Below are 20691 nucleotides of genomic sequence, written 5' to 3'. Positions count from 1 at the left end.
CTTAATTTAACCATCTATTTATGTTGTGTTTAAGTAACATATAAGTAGATTTTTTACATAAAAATATATAAAATTAGCTATTTTGAAAAAAACGGAATTAATCTGTGGTCTAAAGGATACTGAATGAGATCCAAAAGTGAGAAACCTCCAAATAAAAGTTTCGCCATAACAATCTTATTGGAAATATGTGTAAATACTGATTAGGGCCACAATAGTTTTCGAAGGCAATCAGGACTAAATCAATGTGCGTTGGGTCATTTGCACATGTTACCTTTACCAAGGTTGTCATTAGACTATAATTCAATAATCGGTCACCAATACATACAGACACACTGGAACAGAATATTCCGGCGACGACAAACCCATTCCAAATCAGCGGCAGGGAAGCGGTCTGGGATGAAGAAACGAGTTGCCACCCGGAAGTAGCCCAATTGCAAGAGAAAACCAATTTTATTGGTTGACGTATGGATGGCCTGGAGGTACTCTTCCGCCCATTGTGGAATATCCACCAGGATCAGTCGTTCAGCAGCATTGAGACGCGGGGGCGAATCAAAGCGCAGTCGTTCATCCGTAGACAGAAAGTCGCGCCGGGCCATAGTCGTATGGGTAAAAGTTCGATTCCGGCAGGGTCATCAAGTCATACCTTTCTGAACCCCTCCTTAGCCCATCCCACCGTCGCTACCCAGTTGCCAAAAAGAGGGTTCAAAAAGTAGATCCTAAACTAAACCGGTATTTACCTTTGTGGTACTGACTTTTTGAACCGTAACGACGGACCGCCATGAACAAACTTTTTGGCTACGCCCGCGTCTCGACACTCGATCAAAATTTAGATACCCAACTCGATGCCCTGAGGCAAGCGGGGTGTGATGACATTTTCCAGGATAAGATTACCGGTGTCAGCACCAGTCAGCCGGCTCTTGATACCCTGCTTGTTCAGTTGCGTCTTGGTGATACGGTGGCGGCCCGTTTCTTTCGATTAGGTCGTAGTCGGGACCATTTGATTAGCTTGCTGGGCGAGTTTGCCCGAAAAAGCATTCGCTTCAAGGCGCTGGACTTGGTCGTTGGTAGTAGTACCTCAGCTGGCAAGCTGATTTTGCAGATCTTTGCGGCCCTGACCGAATATGATCGAGAGAGCATACTGGAGAAAACCAGGGCTGGGCAGTTGTTAGCCAAAGCCAAGGGCATACACACAGGCAGAAACGCATTGTCATTGATGGATAAGATCACCGAATAGACTTATTGTTCTATCATCGGAGGTTACGACGGCTCGTAGCTATCGATCTAAAATTAGGCAGGTTCAAGCTGATTTTAAGGGCCAAATGGAGCTTTATTTAGGGTGGTTGAAACAGTATGAAATGCTTGAAGGTCAGGCCCCTCCGATTGGCCTAATTTTGTGTGCTGAGAAAATACGCGAACACATTGAACTGATGAAATTGGACAAGGGGGATATACGAGTGGCGGAATATCTAACCCATCAATTACCAACCACCGTATTAGAGCAAAAACTACATTCAGCTATTGAGCAAGCTCGTCAGCGATTAGACTTCCCGAAAAATGAAGAGGAGCCCCGGAGCCTATCACGGAATACAAGGCTAATTACTCAATCTGCTATTACCCCAAAATCGTTCAGGAAAAGCTCGGAGGGATTAGAAACTGTGAACTACTAAACTGAACGGGTTTATTGAACGCATAAAGGGCCGTTTTCAGCCCTTCCCTTCTACCCGATCCCCGTCCACGAAAACCTCACTTGGTTTGACCTGTCGCTGATGGGCCTGATGGGAGTTTTTGGGGCGTAGTAGTAGGACCGAAGACCTTGATTAGACCGTCACTTACTTGCATCCGGTCCAGAAAAACTACCCGCTCCTCGCCGGTTTTTGCTGTCCTGGCGTGATAAACGCAGAACATTTCTTTCCTATCGGGCGAGTAAGCGATGCTGTTATGGCCAGTGCCCGTGACTGAGCCCCCTTGATCTGTGTTTTTTTGTACGATCGGGTTATTCGACGCTTTTTGATAAGGGCCCAAGGGCGAGCTAGAGGTCGCATACCCAATGGCGTAGTGCTGACCCCCAAAATAATTGGCCGAATACATCATATAATACGTCTTATCTTTTTTAAAGGTAACCGAACCCTCGGTCCAGCGCCGGTTCACTTCGCGACTTGTCACCGATCGACTTTCCCATTCAGCCTGTTTATCGCCCAGTTTAATAGGTGGCCGTAACAGCAGCACCGGCTCACCAACGACGCCCGAAAAATCAGGTTTGAGTTCGATACCGTATACCCAACTCTCTTCAATCGCCTTGAACCAGCCTTTTTGGCGGGCCAGATCAGCCACTTCGCTCTCGACCGGATGTTTGTAGCAGCAGCGCGAATAATACAAATACGCTTTGCCATTGGTGTCAAAAAGAACATTCGCATCAATGATTGGATAACCCGGATCAAAGATAGGTTTGTTGGCTAAGTCAATAAAGGGGCCGGTGGGCTTATCAGCCACGGCTACCCCGATGCGGAAATTTTCCTCCTCATGGGTTGGATTTACGCGCCACTGCGCGCTGTAAAACAAATAATATTTACCCTTCACTTCATAAACTTCCGGTGCCCAGTACGCACCGCCCCACTTGGCCTTGGGGTCACTCCAACCCTGTGGATTATCATGAAAATAGACCTGGCCTTCGCGTTTCCAATTCACCATGTCTTTCGAGGAATACGTCACAAAGCCCTTATCAGCTCCTGCGCCTGTACCGTACATGTAATACATACCCTGGGTCCATAAAACAAAGGGATCCCCAAATTGAACCGGCAGGGGGTTCACATAAGTGGTTTGGGCTGAAACGGTGCTTTGAGCAGGTTGTGCGATTGACTCCTGCCAAACCAGTACAGCAGCAACGAGAAGCGAAAGAAGGTATTTTACCATGGTACTGATGATTTCTGAGATAGACTCTTGTTCAAACGCCCTACTAAGGGGCGGGGGCGATACAAAACCTTAGTAAGTACGTGCAAGTAACTAAGAGCAGTCAACTGTTCTTTTACTGTCAAAGCCTATTTAGATCATCCCCGAAGACAACTAAAACAATAGGCCCGCTGGATGATCCAGCGGGCCTATTGAGCGCACTGTAGTAAAAACGCCTTTCATTGCTTTTTATTGTATACGCTGAAACGGTGTAGCTCTTATTTTTCACTTTTTTGCTCACCCATTTTAGTTTGACTACAAGCTATGGCCGTTTATCCGCTCGAACGCATTATTTCCGGTGGCAAGACGGGCATCGATCAACTTGGTTTGGAAGTCGCCTGATCACTGGGCATTTCAACGGGTGGTGTTGCTCCGAAGGGTTATTTAACGGAAACTGGCCCCGATGAGCGATTGCGGGAGTATGGGCTTACGGAACACCGCTCCGCCAAGTATCCACCCCGTACCCGCGCCAACGTAGTACAGTCCGACGGTACGTTGATTTTCGGCAACGTAGCAGGGGCACGAAACTAACACTCGATACGTGTGTACAGGAAGGAAAGCATTATCTGGTCAATCCGACGCCTGAGCAGCTGCGGACCTGGCTGATGGAGTACCAAATCAGAATACTAAACGTAGCCGGCAGCCGAGGGAGTAACGTAGCACCGGAACAACTGGAGCATTACCGGCAGTTACTGACCGATGCGCTACGTTTCACCGATATGTAACGAATGCCACCTTGCTACGTCTTAGGCAAAAAGCAACTCCATGACAATTACGCACAGATCCGCGACGAGCTGTTTATCCCCTACAGGTCGTCCATCCAGAAACAACGGGGCGATGAACAACCGGTCTGTATTAGTGGGCAGACAGCAGATCAATCTCAAAAACGAGGATCGAATTGGCCGGAATATCCCGCTGCTCCTGATCACCATACGCCAGCGAAGGAGGGAGATATAGCGTAATACGGCCACCGGGGGCGATTAGAGGAATACCTTCCTGCCAACCCACAATCAGTTGAAAGAGTCCAAACCTGACGTCATTTCCACTATCGAAGCGGGTGCCGTTGGTTAGCTTTCCATCATAGTTAACGCTGACGGTTGAGCAGACGGTTGGCTTTGTTCCGCTTCCCGGATTCTGGATTGCGTAGTAAAAACCCCGCTTATCGAAAGTCGCCTTAATCCGACCGGTCTCGATGAACTGTTTGAGCTGGGCGATTTCCTCGTCGGGGGCTTTGGTGGTAACGGGTTTCGCGTCACAAGGGGTGTTGTTTCCAGACTGACAAGCCGTTAGGAGCCAAAGGCTGGCCAGGATAACTAATGCGGTTTTTGATAGGATTCGAAACATAGCCGCAAAGTTAAAGTCTTCAGTCGTGCAACGCGTAGTTCGTGTTCAGTGAACAGCTGATTTCAGAAATTCTGAACTGCATTTGCAGGCCTGAGCTGACTAAATAGAGTTGATCTGAATGGTTTCCAGGTAGGGACCCAGTGGAACCAGACTCCCAAATGAGCGACAGGCGGTAACCTCCCTTAGATCCTGATCAAAGCGAATCTCCACAAAAAAAGAATTCACGGCGAAGAGCATCAGGTACGAACGGCCCAAATCCCGGCGCACTAAACAGGTGCCCTCCTCCCAGACCCAATCCACCTGCCGGGCGCTTTGTAACAGATTAAATTGGTAGAGAGTCATTTGGTAAAAAACGAGAGTCTAATGTACGCATTTCCGTTGACGTAACGAGCACCTGCTTCCCTCCTATCAGGACCACTGCTTCGATAAAGCGCTGTTTAATGGCAAAGTGATATAGCTCCCCTTTACCTTTGCTACAGGCTTACAGCCTTTCCACTTCTTAACGATACGCATGAAATCGAATTTCCTTCGGCTGCTGGTGTATGGGCTGCTGCTGGCTACGTTGCTTCAGTGCAAGCAGACGCCGGATCTCCCCCCAACAATACTACGTCTACCCGCGACGATAATCTGGCGCTAGGCAATCCCGATGGCGCACGTAGCAGTGAGTCCAGCCCCAACGCGTATCTGATCAGCCGTGCTACGTACAGTCTTTCCTATAATCAATCAACGGGTATTGCCAACTGGTGCAGCTGGCATCTAAGTTCGGCCTGGAAAGGATCGGCTCCTCGATACGGGGGTACCTTTATTCCCGAAACCGGTTTGCCGTCGAGCTGGTACGTAGCGCGTCATGCCGATTATACGAATACCGGCTTTGATCGGGGTCACCGCCACGGCGGCCCGGCTCTGCCCGAGTAATGACCGCGACAGCACAGCCGACGAAAATCGGTCTACATTTATCTTTTCCAATATCGTCCCACAGGCACCAACGCTGAATCGGCAATCGTGGCGACTGCTGGAAGAGTACTGCTGGAGTCTGGTGTCGCAGGGCAATGAACTCTACATCATCGCGGGACCATCGGGGAAAGGTGGCACAGGCGACAACAGCACTGCTACGTCGCTGGCGGGTGGAAAGCTGACCGTGCTGGCAGCGCTTTGGAAAGTGATTGTGGTACTGACCATTGGTTCGAACGACTTGAGCCGTATTAATAATCAGACGCGGGTTATTGCTGTACGGATGCCCAATACCAACGGAGCAGGGGACACCAAATGGAACACGTTTCGAACGAGTATCGATGCAATTGAAGCGGAGACAGGCCTTGATTTACTATCCAATTTGCCGGTATCTGTCCAGCAGACGGGAATGTTCAATGAAGTGTGTCATTTCTTTAGACCTTCAAGTATGGTTTGACCCGTTCGCCCAACAAAATAGCTAACTGGTGTACGGTCCGTGACCAATTGGCTAAGGGCATCCTCCACGTTTCGATAATCCCTAGAGTAGTCAGGTAAAGACTGTTCACTAGCGCAGCCCCCCAGGGGAAAGCCCCCTTCGATTTAGTTACACACCGGATCGGGCGATGAAAGCCTTCCACTGTATTGCCCGGCCGCCGGGGCGGTTGTCTAAACTACGTTGCGAATAGGGGCAGGATACTTGAAAAAGCGGGGCAAGCCTAACCAATTTCGTTGCCAGCCCTCAACCACTAAAGGCTGTTTACTCCCACCCAGCGTAGTTTGTCGTTTACCAATCAACTTTGGCTCGCAGGAGCCGTCCCGGTCACGAGGCATCTCCACGCTAACGGGGCCGTGGGTTGTTTTAACTTGGCTGGCCTTACTGCCGTTGGGTCGGTTGGGCCGACTCTGCTCGACATGGGCTTGCCTTTTTCCGGCCAGGGCGGCATCCGGCAAATCTTTTTAGCAGCGGAGCTAACACACCGTCTTTGCCAGTAAGTTCTTTATCACCGGCCAACATGCGCTGAATGGCCTGCTGAGGAAAGGCCGTGTAATGGAAGTTTTCGCCCCCTTTTGTATGTTCCATTTAGTTGCCAAGTTCGTTCATTCCAACTTGACACACTTTACTGAACGCTCTCCCCGTTTAACCAAAGCCTTTAACTCAGTCATTTCCGTTTCTAGCTGCTGAATTTTCTGCTCTTTAAGTTGATCTTTCTTCTCCAGTTGAATAGTGTAAAGCGTCAACTCCTCTATTTTCTCCAGCAGTTTGGCATCCATTTCTGCTACGTCAACACCCTTTTCAACCACTTCTTTGGCAGATAGCATACCCGGTAAATGACTATGTTGTTGGATGTAGTGTTCGACTTCCGAAAGTGATCTGAGCAAATAATTAGGCTTGAATACATAGTCGCTCCAATCATTGGTATTCTTTACGGCTACCTTCACTTTCTCGGTCAGAATGCCCTCTTCGACAAATAACTTGTAACCCGATGGCGTACGCGCTACGTTACTACCAATAATGACCGCATCGTTCTGGGTGCTTTGCAGAAACGAGCCTTTGCGCTGCCACAGCGATTCCGACACACCCTCGCGAGCCGAACCGTTTACACTGCCTAAGATCACATCGCCCGCCGAATTAACCGTGAGAAACTTATACTGATTCGTCACCGAGGCTGGGGAATTACTGGTTAAATTGGTTAGTCTCAAACCTGACTGATTGGCAAGCCCTTGGGTAATCTCCAGTTTATTCTGAGGGGCTGAATTGCCAATACCGACTCTGGCATCGGGTGCGCCTAGAATCACTGAGTTATCCTGCGATACCACGGCGTTCACCCCGATGGCCGTCGAGTTGTTGATACTGCCACTGGGGGTACGAGCCTGGAAGCCAATAAACGTGTTCTGATTGCCTGACCCGTTGCCCGCGAAGTTTGCCGCCCGGCCAATATAGGTATTGTTCTGGCCGGTAGCGTTGCCTAGCCCGGCTCCGTCGCCAATAAAGGTGTTGCCTAGTCCGGAGGTGTTATTCTGGCCTGATCCGTTACCAATGAAGAGGTTGTAGGAACCGTTGCTGTTCTGCCCCGCGTAGGAGCCCATAAACAGGTTACCCAGGCCGGTCGTGTTGGTGTAGCCAGCATTATAACCAATAAACACATTGTTGCTGGCCGAGGTGTTACTGTAACCCGCCTGATAACCCACAAACACATTATTGCCTCCTGCCTGATTGAACACACCCGCACGAGACCCCAAAAAGGTATTACTGCTGCCCGTTGAGGTGCCGCTACCGCTATACGCACCCAGGAATGTGTTCTCTCGGCCGGTATAGCCGAAAATACCTGTTTGATAGCCGATGAAGGTGTTGTTGCTACCAGTTGTATTTTGGGAGCCAGCAAAAGAACCCAAAAAAGTGTTTGCCTCTCCAGTTGAATTGTTACTGCCTGCATTAAAGCCCATGAAGCTATTATACTTACCCTCAGTGGTTCGCGCGCCTGCGGTATAGCCCACAAATACATTTCCTTCAGCGGTATTGAGTTGACCGGCAAAAGCGCCCAGGGTTACCGTCTTCGAGCCGCCACTCGTACCTGCGTAAGGGCCCAGCGTTATGTTGGATTTGCCGTCAGCATTGGTAGAGCCTGTGTAATAGATGCTTTGGGTTTGTTGCGCCCACAGCGAAGTAGATACCATCGTTGCCAGCAGGAGAAGATTAAGTTTCATAGCGAAAAGACTGAGAAGAAGAGTTGAAAACTGTCAACAAATGTAGTTAACCACATCTTACACACTATTCATGAATGAGTTAATGGTAAAACTAGCAACGGCGCAAAGGCTACAACCACCTGTAAGGAGCTTGAGCAGTTACTGAATCAGTTAGTTCAACAAATAATCAGTGACACGCGAAAACGGTATGCAGTAACCATTTTTCCCATTCATCTTATGGCCAACTTCGCTGATCTATCATGAATCACAAACTCATCCTCATCTTCGTATTTGATACCTCTTTGATCGGGCCGCAAACGGTCGCCGGAGCGGATGGAAATTCGAGAATCTTAAATAGACTGAACTAGTGTAATTTTATAGTGCTGGATTCTGTCTCGCGAAAAAGGGCGATTAAAGAAACAAATAAATAGTTTGCTACTATGCCATTAGCCTTTTCAGTAATTGAACCGCATTTTTATGGGGAACTTGAATGGGATATGCCTAAGTTATTAAATGCCTTGAATTTATGAGTTTGAATGTAAATGAGAATATATTTAAACAAGAGCATTCAAAGTTTTACATTATTAAATATGGCGACTTTTTAGGCGGTTCTTTTCCAGCAATCGGAGCTATATAATTAAATCCTGTTGAAAGGATTTTAATGACTTTAACAAGGTGTATGAAAAACTCAAAGCGTGGGTAGATTCAACCGGGATTAAAGAATTAGTCCAGAAATCAGAACGCCTAAATGGTATAAGTTGGGAAAAGCTAATGAATATTGGGCATTATTCTAAAGAATAAATAGAACCTATCTGTCTCTTTAATACACTCCATTTAGCATTGAACTCAACTGGTTTTAGCGACTCCTGCGCGATTTCTTAACGATCGCTCGAATACCAAATAGTAGGGCGACCGGGATGGCTACATACCCGACTAGCTTTAAGACCACAACTAACCAATACAAAACGTAGTTCATACCTCTTGGAGACAGCTTGATTAGGCTTTCTTGACGAAGATACTAGATAAGCTACTCATGTTCTACCTACTAAACACCAATGAAAAGGTTTACATAGCAGAATGGCAACCCTTTTTCTGTGGAAGCAGCAATGGGTTTGACTAGGCGATACGTTCACAATAACTAAGAAGCTGACGAGGCCTATTGATTGGCAACTTAAAACATACTTATTGTATTCATTCGACCTAAATTTGTCATGAAACAATCCGTCCAAAACTCGAAACGTTCAAACGCATTTGGCTTGCTCGCCAGTGCATTTGCATTGATCGGCTGGGCAGTACCAATCGAATTTCTTTTCAGGCTATTGATCCTCGTAGCGGCTTGTGCGATCATTGGATTGGCCAGCGACCGAACCAAACTGTTTAGTGGGCTAGCGATTGGTATGGGTTTACTACTGTACTTTACAAGGTATCGATATGACCTGGGCGCGGATGACTTGGATAAGCAGCGATACGAAGTACGCTATGAGGTGGATTGCCAGGATTGTAGTGTCAGATTCACGAATTCTTCGGGAGGTGTTGACGAAGAAAAAGGGGTTCATGGTGGCTGGTCGAAAGTCATTGAGGCACCCGGAAATTTATTGATCGACCTTACTGCTCAACCAAACGGGGCTAATCCAACGGCATCAGTTCGTCTGTTTGTGAATGGAGTTTATATGGCTGGCGAGCATTCGTCAGGTCGTTATCTGGCCGCCTTTGCCAGTTGTCGCCCGCGTGATTATTATGATAAACGCTAACCTGGGAAAGACAAGCTTGACAGTCTTGTTTACGTCAACTTGCTGGAGAAATTGAGGTAACATTGTCTCGTAAAATCGCTCTATTCTTGGAACGGCTTATTAGACTGCTGATACAATCGAGAGCAACGTCCGACTGTGAATTATCCGTTTTTTGGTAAAACTGCACACATCATCGAGATTTTCGCCAAACAAAAGGGTGCCAGCATAACTTACTCATTAGTCTAGTCTATTACTAATGAGCAAGTTATACTGGCACTGCCGTTAACAGAACTCGTCTATAGAAACCTCAGCTTCAAATTAGGACAAGATAGTGCGTTTTAGGGATGTATTCGTTAATCTGGCTTTCAACAGAATAGCTTAGGCCTTCTTTTTTTCTGCGATGATTTCGCTTAAGGAGTTGACCAGCTTATCCAGATCGGCTAGCGTCGTATATACATGGGGCGTTACCCGAACGCAACTAATATTCTCCCAAACCGTGGGCGACGTATTGATCTTATATTTAGCCATTAGCTTTCCCTCCACTTCGCCCGGCGTCATCCCTTCGATACTTACCCCGCAAATGCCGCAGGAAAACTGAGGTTTCAGTGAAGTCAACAAACGAACGCCGGGCAACTTCAGGGCTTTTTCAGCCCAGTAATTTTTCAGATACCGCACGCGCTCTTCTTTACGTTTGCTACCGATGGCGTTGTGAAAATTGATAGCTTCATTAATACCTTGCTCAATAGCAAAACTTCGGGTACCCAGTGTTTCAAATTTTCGGATGTCGCTGCTTTTCGGCTGGCTGTTACAGAGCAGTGGCCAAATGTTGGTAATCTTTTCCTTTTTAATCCATAGCATACCAGTACCCACCGGAGCGGATAAAAACTTGTGCAGACTGGTACCGAAATAATCGCAGCCTAGTTCGGGAATTTTAAAGTCCAGTAAGCCAAACGAATGCGCGCCATCGACTAGCACTTCAACGCCGTGTCTACGGGCCATCTGGCAAATTTTCTGCACGGGCATGATTTGGCCGACCCAGTTGATGACATGCGTTACGTGAAGGAGTTTTGTTTTGGGCGTAATGGCTTTTTCGTACTCGCGAACGATCTGCTCGTCGTCTTCAATCGGGAATTTGAAATTCAGTTGCTTATAGACGATGCCTTCCCGTTGGGCCCGTTGTCGCCAAGCCTGGATCACGTTCGGGTAATCCTGCAGCGTTCCGATCACTTCGTCACCCTTCGCCAGATCAAGTCCGTAAATGACCGTGTTCAGAGCCTCAGTAGCGTTGCGGTTAATGGCAATCTCGTCGGGCAACGTACCAGCGAGTAAAGCCAACTTTTCGCGTACTGGTTCGCGTCCCTGATCCAGCAGCCGCCACATGTAGTAGGAGGGTCCTTGATTGATCATCTGGTTATAGCGCTCCACGGCCTGCTGCACAACGAGTGGTGACGGCGAAACGCCCCCATTGTTGAGAATAATGATGCTGGAAGATGATGCTGTATAGCCCTGCTGAATGGTGCGCCAATAGTCTTCGTCAGCAGCAACTTCCAGTGGGCTAAGGTGTTGTACACGTCGGTTAGCAGCCGTCAGATTGGCAGCGTACGTCGTTTCCAGAAGGTTATTTACCGAAAATGTACCCCCAGCGACGGCTAATTTTTTAACGAAATTTCGACGGTTATGCGCCATACCTATACGTTTGGTCAGTTTATTGAATATCCCACCAGTTCTTAACAGCCTGCGTATCGCCACCAATATTATTGGCAGCTGTGGTGCTGTTCGCTGCGTTACTGGTTCGGCTTCCGCTCGGATATTTCAATCGTTTAGGAACGTCTTTTACATCCGGGTCCAGACTTCCCGAGGCTGGATCGATGAACAGGATATCGCCATTCGGTTTTTTTATGTCTAGCCGCAACCGTTCCATCCAGGCTTGCAGACCCTGCATGTAGAGCGCCAGCCATTTCTGGGTACCAATCACGTTTTTAAAATTACCCGCTTTATACGGTACGTTGTCCAGATAAGCCGCAACCGCTTTTGAATCTGTGATTCCCCACTGGTTCATCGAGGCAGTTACGGCAGCTTTGTATAAATCTTCTGGCGTTTCAGTGCCCACATTCATACCACGGGCAGCGGCTTCAGCTTTGGCAAACGCAACTTCTGCGTACGTAATCAGGTAACCTTTGGCCGAACCGCTGTAAGCAACCACCCCCGGTTTGGATAACCCAATCATTGTTGGCGAATTGGCTTCCGTACCGTAGACTTTACCAACGTATTTACCATTCGTTTCGTCGGGGCGGGCGTATATGGGTAAGCGGGGGTCGTTGGTTGCCTTCATGTAATCAACCAACGTAGCAGTCACGGCAAATTCAACCAATGGTCTTTCTACGTCGTTGTACGGAAAGCGACTGGTTGTCGCCGTCAGGTTATACGGAAAAAAGGCGTCCTGACTAACACTGGTCAACGTATTCTTCGCGGCTTCCTCAATGACGGATTTGGCTTCTGCCGGCTGAACGTCGGCAGTTCTCAACGCAATGCGAATACGTAGTGCATTGCCAATACGTACCCACTGTTTGGCATCACCATTGGCAATAATATCCCCCCTGATCTGGCCCGCAGTGGTGTTCTGCAGCATATCAACCTGTTTCTTCAGCGAAGCCAGCAGACCGGCGTATACATCTTTGCCTTTGTCAAAAGCTGGCTGTGGAATGTCGTCTCCTTTGAGCGCCTGCGAATACGGAATATCGATATAAGCATCGGTCAAAACGTGAAACATCCAGGCTTTCATTATTTCAGCCACCGCCAGCACATGCGGATTCACTTCTCCCGGATGGCGGTTGTAATAATTTTGAATCTCCTGAAGATCCATCAACGGTCCGGCATACAGGCCAGCCCACAAACCATCGTTGGTGAATAAGTACCGACCGTCGGAAGTTTTGTCGGTGCCCATCCAGTATTGTGACAGTTCCATGCCGATACGTCCATTAAAGTACGAATCGTACATCAGATCGGCCGCCCGTTTCTGAGCGTTGGCCAGCAAAAACTCCGGCTGGGTTTCGCTCGACCGGGCGGGGTTTGTATTTAGGGATTCAAAATCCTTGCAGCCCGTAAAAGCCACGAACAGGAAGGCCAGCAAAAAAATAGTGATACGTTTCATTGTGGTTAAGGATATGATGTTACGTGCCTGAACGGCCACTTATTAGAAAGTCACGTTTAGATTGACGCCATAACTCCGTACCGGCGGTAAAGCGCCCCCTTCAAAACCAATCTGGTTGCTGATTGAATTGGTAATGTTGGCCGGGTCCACATTCGGGGCGTTGCTTTTGATCAACCAGAGGTTGCGGCCCGTCAGGGTGAGACGTAACGACTGCATTTTGATTTTTTGCGTCCAGGTTTCCGGTATATTCCAGCCCAGACGAACTTCGCGCAGATAGATGAAGCTGCCATCGTATAAGTTGGCGCTACTGATGCGGTTACCGCCATCAGCATTGAAATGCGTACGGGCCGTGACCACTACGTCATTCGGTGAGCCATCCGCTTTTACGCCGGGATTGATCAGGCCGTTTTCGCGGATACCGTTTTCGGCGGTTTCGAACAACATGCCGGATTTGTTGCCGTATAGATTGGTATACGAAAAGAAATCACCGCCTTTCTGGAAGTCAATCAGGGCAGACAGATAAAGTGCCCGGTAGCTAAACGTATTGGAAAAGCCACCGATGAAATCTGGGTTGGCATCCCCAATGACCACTGGAGCAGGCGTTACGTTGTAGGTACCGTTAGCACCAACCGTTTTGTTTCCTCTGGCGTCGTAAACAAAGTCGGTACCCAGCATGGTGCCTAAAGACATTCCTTTCTGAGCGACCATAGACACTTTATTCGTGCGACGTTCCGTACCGATAATAAATCGCTCGATGCCCTGGATGTTGTCCGTGTTCAGATCAAGTACCGTATTTTTGTTTTTTGAAAAATTCAAGGCTGCACGCCAACTGAAATTTCGCGTGGTAATGGGCGCAACCGAGAGCGATACCTCAATGCCCTTGTTCTGGACGGTTCCGCCGTTGACAATCTTCGTGGAGAAACCGCTTTCAGCGGGTACCTGAACATCCCAAATCTGATTTTTGGTCCGGCGGTCGTAATACGTGAAATTTAACCCAAGCAGTTCATTGAAAAATTTGAAGTCAAAACCACCCTCTACTTCGGACGAAAGCTCGGGTTTCAATTTGCTGTTGAACAGCTTATCCGATGTGCTTTGCAATGGATACGAACTAAACGGCGCTACGTAGTCATAGTACCGAGAAACGTTGTACGGGACGGCGTCATTACCGACCTGCGCGAACGACAACCGCGCTTTACCCAGGGTGAGCCAACTACTCTTGGGCAGTACGTCGGTAAAAATAAACGAACCAGCAATCGAAGGATAGAAATAGGAGAAGTTGCCGGTCTGTTGAAGCGTTGAGGCCCAGTCATTACGTCCAGTGGCCGTCAGGTACAAAAACCGCTTATAGCCTAACGTAGCAGATGCAAAAAGGGAATTCGTCTGCCGATTGCCATAATCGTTCGACACGGTTGCCGGTGTTACTGAATTTTGCAGTACATACACCAGCGGATTCTGAAGCCCGCCATTCGTCGTTCCAGCATCTACCGTCGATTGTATACTCAGGATGTTACCCCCCAACACGCCTTCCAGACTAATTTTGGAGTCCATTAGGTTTTTGTTGATGTTCAGCGTAGCCTGGTAATTGGTTTCGCTATTGACAAGTACCCGCTTGGCGTACGAACCAACGAAAAATCCTTTCGCACTTCTGACCTCATCCAGGTGATTCAAGTAATCTGAAAAGACGCGCACGTCGGTCGAAAGCCAGTCGGTGATTTTGTACGTCAAACCGGCATTGCCGAAATAACGGTTATTTTGATCGGTATTGAAACTTTCATACTGGTTCCAGTACGGATTCTGCGTGAACGCTGGTTTCTGGATATTCCAGGCGGTTCGGTTCCAAGATTGCTCGGTGCCGTCCGCGTATTTATATTCTCTCAGATACGCATCGTCAATCTGCCGCTGCCCGAACATGACGTAAAAAAGCATTGGGTTATTACCGAAGAAGCCCGTACCGGGCCGGCCTTTGGAATCGTCGTGAACGTAATTAATGCCCCCGCTGAACGTGAATTTATCGGTAAATTTATACGTCGTGTTCAGACTCATGAAGAATCGGCCGAGCTGGCTGCCGGGATAAATGAAGCGCTGGTTCGTCTGACCCAGTGAAAACCGGATAGAGCCCTGATCGGTACTACTGGCGACCGACAGATTATTGGAAAAGGTAAAACCGGTTTTAAAGAAATCCTTCGCGTTGTCGGGGTGGGCGCTCCAGGAAGCGGTTTTCCCGAAATTAGGATTGTTCCGGTCTTGGTCCCACGACCAGTAATGCCGCACCAGCGATCCATCTAGTTTTGGTCCCCATGATTCATCAGTGCCGTAATCAGGAATCAGGTCATATTTTCCTTTTCCATCGTTGTCGTCGAACGTGCCTCCACCGGGTAAAAAACCGGTTGGATTCTGGTTGACGTATAATTTGGTAAACGTAGAACTACCGCCCCCACCGTACAAATTCTGGAACTTAGGTAAGTACGAAACCTGATCGATCTGCATGTTGAGATCGTAATTCACCGAAACTTTTCCGGATCCTTTTCCCGATTTGGTCGTGATATAAATAACGCCATTCTGTCCACGGCTACCGTATAGGGCTGTCGCTGCGGCACCTTTCAGCACCGAAATGTTTTCAACATCATTCGGATTGATTAATTGGGCCGGATTACCGTAGTCATAGCCACCGCCACCCGTACCCTGTCCACCTGTAGTACCGTAGGAGTTAAGGTTCATATTGGCCATCGGCACGCCGTCTACGATGAACAGGGCGTTGTTATTGCCGGAAATGGACTTTAAGCCGCGGATCGTGACCCGCGCAGAACCTCCCATAGACCCGCTATTGCCGCCAATCTGCACCCCCGCCAGTTTACCCTGCAGCGAATTAATGAAATTGACTTCTCGGGCTTCCTGAATCGCTTTACCGTCAAGTTGCTGTACAGCGTAACCTACATTACGGGTGTTACGTTGTACACCTAACGCGGTAACGACCACTTCACCCAAACTTTTGACATCCGGTAACAGCTTGATGGTCAACTTGGTCATGGCGGGCGATACGTCAACTTCCTGCGTTTTGAATCCGATTGATGACACAATCAAGGTTCGATTGCCAGACGGAATGGCAATGGTGAAGCTGCCATCCGCTGCAGAATTAGTGCCAATATTTTTTCCTTTTACCAAAATATTGGCTCCAGGTACGGCAACATCCATTTCATCAACTACTTTTCCGGATACGTCCAGATTCTGAGCCTGAACGTCGATTATCCCTATTGATAATCCGATACTTATCAGAAAACAACGAAGTAGATTTTTCAGCATGGTTTAGGATTATATGATTAAAGGTTTGATTGGTAATTTTACATAAAAAAACACATAATGTATATGGCTTCGCCTGTTATTAAGGAAAGCAATCGAGTTTAAACATTTCCGTGTCAAGATATGACCTATTTTTGGGCTCGTAAGCTTACATACCGTCGCTAAAACCCTCAATTATAAAATTATAGATCGTCCAGATAAATTTCCGATTCAAATCAGGACATCCAACAAGCTTCTCTCCATTTACGAGAGCCGATACCTTTGGGGAGACGCACTGGGTGGCGATCAGATACTAAAACAACTACCGATTTACCACGCTTGGCCAAAGGGTTGCCGGAAACGTATGCCAATGGAAACGCTTCCGGCATTTAGATAACGTACCATCCACCGGGTGGTGCTACGTCGTCAGGGGAGTTTTTTCATAATGAATCCTGGCTAGACTTCAACATGATTCAATCAGGTTACGCGGTCGATAATGCGAGTTACCAACGTATCAGTGAAGATTATGTCAGAATGCCAACCAAACCGACGCTCGATGCTGAGCCATGCTACTTAAACCGTTGCCAGCGGGCAAATGGACGTATCGCGGGGTCGATCCGCGCACCGGACGTAGCAGTTCACCCGAGAAGGTAAAAGAATTAACCATTTCGCCACCTACCTCAGGCGAAAACGCCAACTGAGTATTAGTATTAACGCGCTGAGGCCTTTACGACCTGGTTGTCATCATAAATTGTTTCGTATGCACCAATTATTAGTGGTCGTTTTTGCCTTCTTCGGAACTTTGTCAACGGCTTGTTTGGGCCAGCAGACGCCTGTTCAATCTGCTCCAACCGCCGTAATTCTAGATACCGATATGGATTCGGATGTAGATGATGTTGGTGCGCTGGCTATGTTACATACGTATGAAAAAGCCGGTAAAGCTCGGATACTGGGCGTTATCGTCACCAGTGATGAACAGCATAGCGCTACGTGTACCGATGCGATCAATACGTATTTTGGGCGTGGCGATTTGCCGATTGGTGTGAGCCAGAAAGATTCGTTGAAAACTTTTTCAAAATACACACAGGCAGTTTCTCAGGAATTTGCGCACAAACTTACCACCAGCAAAGACGCCGAAAATGGTACGTTGTTGTATCGACGCCTGTTGGCAAAGGAGCCTGACGGCAGCGTAGTGATCATTACGATTGGGCACCTCACCAGTCTCAGTAACTTACTCAACTCACAGCCCGACGGCATCAGTCCTTTAAATGGACAGGCACTGGTAGCCAAAAAAGTAAAACGCTGGTCGTGCATGGGAGGCCAGTTTCCAAGCGGCAAGGAAGCCAACTTTTACCGGCCCGACCCCGCATCGACGGTCAATTGCCTGGCGAAATGGACGCTGCCCGTTACGTTCGCCGGTTGGGAAGTCGGCAATCAGCTTATAACAGGCGGAGCTGATTTCAAAGCTCAATGCAAGCCAAATAGCCCTATCTATCGAGGCTATGAACTATACAATAATTTCAAAGGTCGAGCCAGTTGGGATCAGGTAGCGATGCTGGAAGCGATTGAAGGCGTTTCATCTTATTTCTCTCTCGTAAAAGATGGGCATTGCGTGGTTGGTGCTGATGGAAGTAATACATGGACATCGCCCGCTAGTCAATTGCAAGGATATCTGGTGGTAAAAAACACGCCGGAGGTTATTCGCAGACGTATTGAAGCGTTAATGCTTGGTAATTAAGTGCCTGACTATTCCGTCATTAGAGGTAACGAATTATTAATGAAAGCAAGTTTATTCTCATAAAATGCCCTTTTTGAACAACTGCTTCCTGGGCAAGCTAGACTAAATAACTTCTTTTAAGGTCGGCCGCCGTGGTTCTTTCTAGTTGCATGATTCCAAAGTCCGCTACCGTATAACCAAAGTACTATTAATTGAATGCATTTATAATCTAATTCATTCACAATCAGTTATTCATGATAACCTCGTTTGTTACTACAAATCGTCCACGAAAACGTCCGATGTATCCTAGAACAAGACCTACGCCAGCCCATGTTCAAGAGCAAACTTCACTAGATCGGCGGGTTTGTTTATGCCTAATTTGAGGTTGATATTATTGCGGTGGGTTTTTACTGTGGCTACGCTTAAAAACAGCTTATCGGCAATTTCTTCGTTCGTGAAACTCTGTCCAATCAGACCAATGATTTCAATTTCACGCTTGGTCAGCTGAAACTGCTTCATGAAAAAATCATCGGCGTGCAGATTTGCTTTATGTGCCTGAGTAAGCTTGGGATCGTAATATTTTTTATTGGCAGTTACTGTCTCGATCGCGTTGATGACCTCATCGACACCCGAGTTTTTCAGGATATAGCCATGTACGCCCATTTTTTTACAGTCGTCTACAAACTTGCGATCGTTGTACATGGTAAGCACAATAATGCGGACGTTCGGGGCCACTTTCAGTAGTTGCGACGCTACGTCTAAACCATTGATATGCGGCATGTTAATATCGAGCAAAATTACGTTGGGCATCAGCCGGTTGACAGCGTCCAATACGTCCTTTCCGCTAAAAACCTGCCCGACAATCTGAAGATTATCTTCGGATGAAAGCATCATTTTCATGCCATCGTTGAAGAGTTGATGGTCGTCGGCAATTAGAATTTTGATTGGCGTTTCCATTTACAAAGAGCGAATGTGCGAAAGAGTGATTTTTCGTACGTCGAATTTTAAAATTTACTGGTACGGAATTTCAACGATGGTTGTTACGCCACGTTGCGTTTCATCGATGGTCAGTTTTCCATTAATAAAATCTACTTTGGATGTCAGATTATTATAGGCTGGAGTTCGTGGTCCGTCGTCCTCAACTAAAATACTTAACTGTTCGTGATTGAACACTAGTTGAACCGTAGCCTCGGTTGCATCCGAATTTTTCAAAATATCATTAATAATCTCTGACGCGATGCGAAATACCTGCACTTCTACAGCTGCATCAAGCCTTCGTTCTTCGCCAACCACTACGTATTCAAACTGAACGGGGGTAGTATCCGCAATTTTGTCCAGCGATTCGCCCAGCGATTTTGCCAGACCAAGCTGTGCGAAATTCTTCGGCATCAGGTTATGCGATACGGTACGCAGATTTTCAACGGCGCGATCAAGGAGTTTGCGCGCTTCGGCCAGTACCGGAAATCGCTCTTTGATATCCGGTTTCCGCCCGACACTCGATACGTAGCCAATGGCCGTCGACAACATCGCGCCCACATCGTCGTATAGATCTTCGGCAATTCGGTTACGCTCTATTTCAAGCGCGTCGATAATTTTCTGTGATTGCTCCTGCTCACTTCGATGCAGGGCGATCAACAACGCTTCGTTCTGCTGACGGTATTTTTTAAACCAGAAATACAAAATTCCAGAAGTGAAAACCAGCAGATCGAACAGGAAAACCAGTACAACAACGACGTAGCTGTCGAATTGATATAGCGATTCTTCACCGCGCGTAAACAACAGATTAACGAAGAAAACAAATAGATAGCCAATTAGCTGAATCGTGACCGTAGCGGTGTAAAAAATCACCACGCTCTCACGCCGACGAATCCGCTCAAAAACCGACCAGAACGCCAGCACAATGCAAATCACCATGAATATTAGTGTCGTGTTGAACGTCCATCGGAAATGGCTTTGCGGAAACACATCTAGCGACCGCAGTATTACATTGATGATCAGTAAGCTCAGTCCTATATATTTGAACGTTTGCACTGCCCAATACGCCTGACTTTTGCCCTTCTTCTGACCAATAAATAGCTGCATAAACTGCAACTGAGCCAACATAATCAGCCAGCCGGACAACAGAGCTATATCGAAGCGATTAAAGGTGGGTGAATTTGGCCAGAGATACTGGAACCCTAGCCCGGATTGCCCGGCAATATGCAGAGCGATGGCGATGATCAGACTTGAAAACCAGAAGTAAATAGCCTCTTGAGTAGCGGCAAATGCTACCAGATTGATGAGTAGAATGAGTAGGCTCACACCCGTCAATATTCCCCAGAAAAGATAACTTTCCCGGTCGTGCTGCTCAAAGGTATCGGCTTCCCATAAACCAATGCGAATGCCCAATACCTCGTACCGTTTAGCCACCATGATGTATAAATCGGTTGGTTCCTGACCCGTTAGTGTCACCGGGAACACCCAGTTTTTATTGGGGAATTTTCGGGAAGCAAACGGCTTCCAATCACCCGTAATCACCTCACGAACTAGCGAATCACCAATAAATTGATAGTATCGGAGGTCGTTAATACGCGAATTGTCAATTTCTAGAAAAACGGTTTGTGGTTTCCGGGTATGCAATCGAATGTGTAGCCAGTGGTGCGACGGTGTATAGCCTACGTTCATCGAACTCGTCGGAAGCGGTACAAAGGACCGCTGTTTCTGCAACCCCACAATCTGACGAATACCTTGCTGCGCTGTAGTATCCTCATAATGTGAGATGTATCCATCCAGTCGGTGATATTGTCCCAAATCGACCCAATAGGTTTTCTGGGCGTGAGACGCGCCAGTAGCCAGAAAAAGTAGGATCGATATGATAGCAATGTTCTTCAACGGTGGTACAGATTAGTCTT

At 47.6% G+C, this 20691-nt stretch carries 17 protein-coding genes and 3 pseudogenes; 9 read left to right on the top strand and 11 right to left on the bottom strand.

Annotated elements, in window-relative coordinates; translation table 11 throughout:
• Positions 1 to 311: 311 nt before the first annotated feature.
• On the bottom strand, positions 312 to 596 hold the full coding sequence (locus ACYVF1_RS31325; protein ID WP_461086506.1) for a DUF4158 domain-containing protein: 285 nt from the start codon (positions 594 to 596) through the stop codon (positions 312 to 314).
• Positions 597 to 778: 182 nt separating this feature from the next.
• On the opposite strand from ACYVF1_RS31325, the gene ACYVF1_RS31320 reads away from it, so the two are divergent.
• Together ACYVF1_RS31320 and ACYVF1_RS31315 are read left to right on the top strand one after the other, a co-directional pair.
• Positions 779 to 1234, top strand: coding sequence for a recombinase family protein (locus ACYVF1_RS31320; RefSeq protein WP_461086504.1), 456 nt, complete (start codon positions 779 to 781; stop codon positions 1232 to 1234).
• Between the two features lie 85 nt (positions 1235 to 1319).
• Entirely contained in the window at positions 1320 to 1667 is a 348-nt protein-coding gene (locus ACYVF1_RS31315; protein ID WP_461086503.1) for a hypothetical protein, read from the top strand.
• Positions 1668 to 1743: 76 nt separating this feature from the next.
• On the opposite strand, the gene ACYVF1_RS31310 is transcribed toward ACYVF1_RS31315, so the two are convergent.
• Positions 1744 to 2910, bottom strand: a complete 1167-nt coding sequence (locus tag ACYVF1_RS31310) for a glycoside hydrolase family 43 protein (RefSeq protein WP_461086501.1) — start codon at positions 2908 to 2910, stop codon at positions 1744 to 1746.
• A gap of 381 nt (positions 2911 to 3291) precedes the next feature.
• Here ACYVF1_RS31310 and ACYVF1_RS31305 point away from each other — a divergent pair.
• A pseudogene (locus ACYVF1_RS31305) lies at positions 3292 to 3671 on the top strand (YpsA SLOG family protein).
• A gap of 130 nt (positions 3672 to 3801) precedes the next feature.
• Here ACYVF1_RS31305 and ACYVF1_RS31300 read toward each other — a convergent pair.
• Together ACYVF1_RS31300 and ACYVF1_RS31295 are read right to left on the bottom strand one after the other, a co-directional pair.
• Positions 3802 to 4290, bottom strand: a complete 489-nt coding sequence (locus ACYVF1_RS31300) for an FKBP-type peptidyl-prolyl cis-trans isomerase (RefSeq protein ID WP_461086499.1) — start codon at positions 4288 to 4290, stop codon at positions 3802 to 3804.
• A gap of 99 nt (positions 4291 to 4389) precedes the next feature.
• Positions 4390 to 4632: a hypothetical protein gene (locus ACYVF1_RS31295; RefSeq protein ID WP_461086497.1), complete on the bottom strand. Its 243-nt coding sequence runs from the start codon at positions 4630 to 4632 to the stop codon at positions 4390 to 4392.
• Between the two features lie 228 nt (positions 4633 to 4860).
• Between ACYVF1_RS31295 and ACYVF1_RS31290 the strand changes: the two genes are divergently transcribed.
• Together ACYVF1_RS31290 and ACYVF1_RS31285 are read left to right on the top strand one after the other, a co-directional pair.
• On the top strand, positions 4861 to 5205 hold the full coding sequence (locus ACYVF1_RS31290; RefSeq protein ID WP_461086495.1) for a DNA/RNA non-specific endonuclease: 345 nt from the start codon (positions 4861 to 4863) through the stop codon (positions 5203 to 5205).
• Positions 5162 to 5698 (top strand): DNA/RNA non-specific endonuclease, encoded by a 537-nt coding sequence (locus ACYVF1_RS31285; RefSeq protein WP_461086561.1) that lies wholly within the window; start codon positions 5162 to 5164, stop codon positions 5696 to 5698. The genes ACYVF1_RS31290 and ACYVF1_RS31285 overlap by 44 nt, the downstream gene beginning before the upstream one ends.
• Here ACYVF1_RS31285 and ACYVF1_RS31280 read toward each other — a convergent pair.
• Positions 5676 to 6322, bottom strand: a pseudogene (locus ACYVF1_RS31280) (transposase). The gene ACYVF1_RS31285 and the pseudogene ACYVF1_RS31280 sit on opposite strands and share 23 nt — an antisense overlap.
• A gap of 17 nt (positions 6323 to 6339) precedes the next feature.
• Positions 6340 to 7947 carry a hypothetical protein gene (locus tag ACYVF1_RS31275; RefSeq protein WP_461086493.1) on the bottom strand — a complete coding sequence of 536 codons (1608 nt, stop codon included), beginning with the start codon at positions 7945 to 7947 and terminating at the stop codon, positions 6340 to 6342.
• A gap of 1190 nt (positions 7948 to 9137) precedes the next feature.
• Here ACYVF1_RS31275 and ACYVF1_RS31270 point away from each other — a divergent pair.
• Positions 9138 to 9677, top strand: coding sequence for a hypothetical protein (locus ACYVF1_RS31270; RefSeq protein WP_461086491.1), 540 nt, complete (start codon positions 9138 to 9140; stop codon positions 9675 to 9677).
• A 357-nt stretch (positions 9678 to 10034) separates the two neighbouring features.
• On the opposite strand, the gene ACYVF1_RS31265 is transcribed toward ACYVF1_RS31270, so the two are convergent.
• The 3 genes from ACYVF1_RS31265 to ACYVF1_RS31255 are packed head-to-tail and all read right to left on the bottom strand — an operon-like array spanning position 10035 to position 16107.
• Entirely contained in the window at positions 10035 to 11342 is a 1308-nt protein-coding gene (locus tag ACYVF1_RS31265) for an aminotransferase class V-fold PLP-dependent enzyme (protein ID WP_461086489.1), read from the bottom strand.
• A gap of 19 nt (positions 11343 to 11361) precedes the next feature.
• Complete coding sequence (locus tag ACYVF1_RS31260; RefSeq protein ID WP_461086487.1) at positions 11362 to 12807, bottom strand: SusD/RagB family nutrient-binding outer membrane lipoprotein; 1446 nt, start codon at positions 12805 to 12807, stop codon at positions 11362 to 11364.
• A gap of 42 nt (positions 12808 to 12849) precedes the next feature.
• Complete coding sequence (locus tag ACYVF1_RS31255) at positions 12850 to 16107, bottom strand: SusC/RagA family TonB-linked outer membrane protein (RefSeq protein ID WP_461086485.1); 3258 nt, start codon at positions 16105 to 16107, stop codon at positions 12850 to 12852.
• Positions 16108 to 16476: 369 nt separating this feature from the next.
• Between ACYVF1_RS31255 and ACYVF1_RS31250 the strand changes: the two are divergent.
• From ACYVF1_RS31250 to ACYVF1_RS31240, 3 genes and pseudogenes are all read left to right on the top strand, one after another.
• A pseudogene (locus ACYVF1_RS31250) lies at positions 16477 to 16620 on the top strand (apiosidase-like domain-containing protein); the annotation flags it as partial.
• Between the two features lie 29 nt (positions 16621 to 16649).
• Positions 16650 to 16784 (top strand): hypothetical protein, encoded by a 135-nt coding sequence (locus tag ACYVF1_RS31245; RefSeq protein WP_461086484.1) that lies wholly within the window; start codon positions 16650 to 16652, stop codon positions 16782 to 16784.
• 59 nt (positions 16785 to 16843) lie between these two features.
• On the top strand, positions 16844 to 17821 hold the full coding sequence (locus ACYVF1_RS31240) for a nucleoside hydrolase (protein WP_461086482.1): 978 nt from the start codon (positions 16844 to 16846) through the stop codon (positions 17819 to 17821).
• Between the two features lie 297 nt (positions 17822 to 18118).
• Here the strand turns inward: ACYVF1_RS31240 and ACYVF1_RS31235 are convergent, their stop codons facing one another.
• On the bottom strand, positions 18119 to 18757 hold the full coding sequence (locus tag ACYVF1_RS31235; protein ID WP_461086480.1) for a response regulator: 639 nt from the start codon (positions 18755 to 18757) through the stop codon (positions 18119 to 18121).
• Positions 18758 to 18811: 54 nt separating this feature from the next.
• Positions 18812 to 20671, bottom strand: a complete 1860-nt coding sequence (locus tag ACYVF1_RS31230; protein WP_461086478.1) for a sensor histidine kinase — start codon at positions 20669 to 20671, stop codon at positions 18812 to 18814.
• Positions 20672 to 20691: the final 20 nt, after the last annotated feature.

The organism is Spirosoma flavus (assembly GCF_054778555.1).
Note: the sequence above shows the minus strand (reverse complement) of the source record. Positions and strands in the feature narration are given on the sequence as shown.

Coding starts and splice junctions, on each gene's coding strand:
- ACYVF1_RS31325 (WP_461086506.1), bottom strand. CDS start 596: ATGGCCCGGCGCGACTTTCTGTCTACGGATGAACGACTGCGCTTTGAT.
- ACYVF1_RS31270 (WP_461086491.1), top strand. CDS start 9,138: ATGAAACAATCCGTCCAAAACTCGAAACGTTCAAACGCATTTGGCTTG.
- ACYVF1_RS31275 (WP_461086493.1), bottom strand. CDS start 7,947: ATGAAACTTAATCTTCTCCTGCTGGCAACGATGGTATCTACTTCGCTG.
- ACYVF1_RS31260 (WP_461086487.1), bottom strand. CDS start 12,807: ATGAAACGTATCACTATTTTTTTGCTGGCCTTCCTGTTCGTGGCTTTT.
- ACYVF1_RS31265 (WP_461086489.1), bottom strand. CDS start 11,342: ATGGCGCATAACCGTCGAAATTTCGTTAAAAAATTAGCCGTCGCTGGG.
- ACYVF1_RS31295 (WP_461086497.1), bottom strand. CDS start 4,632: ATGACTCTCTACCAATTTAATCTGTTACAAAGCGCCCGGCAGGTGGAT.
- ACYVF1_RS31300 (WP_461086499.1), bottom strand. CDS start 4,290: ATGTTTCGAATCCTATCAAAAACCGCATTAGTTATCCTGGCCAGCCTT.
- ACYVF1_RS31255 (WP_461086485.1), bottom strand. CDS start 16,107: ATGCTGAAAAATCTACTTCGTTGTTTTCTGATAAGTATCGGATTATCA.
- ACYVF1_RS31315 (WP_461086503.1), top strand. CDS start 1,320: ATGGAGCTTTATTTAGGGTGGTTGAAACAGTATGAAATGCTTGAAGGT.
- ACYVF1_RS31310 (WP_461086501.1), bottom strand. CDS start 2,910: ATGGTAAAATACCTTCTTTCGCTTCTCGTTGCTGCTGTACTGGTTTGG.
- ACYVF1_RS31320 (WP_461086504.1), top strand. CDS start 779: ATGAACAAACTTTTTGGCTACGCCCGCGTCTCGACACTCGATCAAAAT.
- ACYVF1_RS31245 (WP_461086484.1), top strand. CDS start 16,650: ATGCTACTTAAACCGTTGCCAGCGGGCAAATGGACGTATCGCGGGGTC.
- ACYVF1_RS31235 (WP_461086480.1), bottom strand. CDS start 18,757: ATGGAAACGCCAATCAAAATTCTAATTGCCGACGACCATCAACTCTTC.
- ACYVF1_RS31240 (WP_461086482.1), top strand. CDS start 16,844: ATGCACCAATTATTAGTGGTCGTTTTTGCCTTCTTCGGAACTTTGTCA.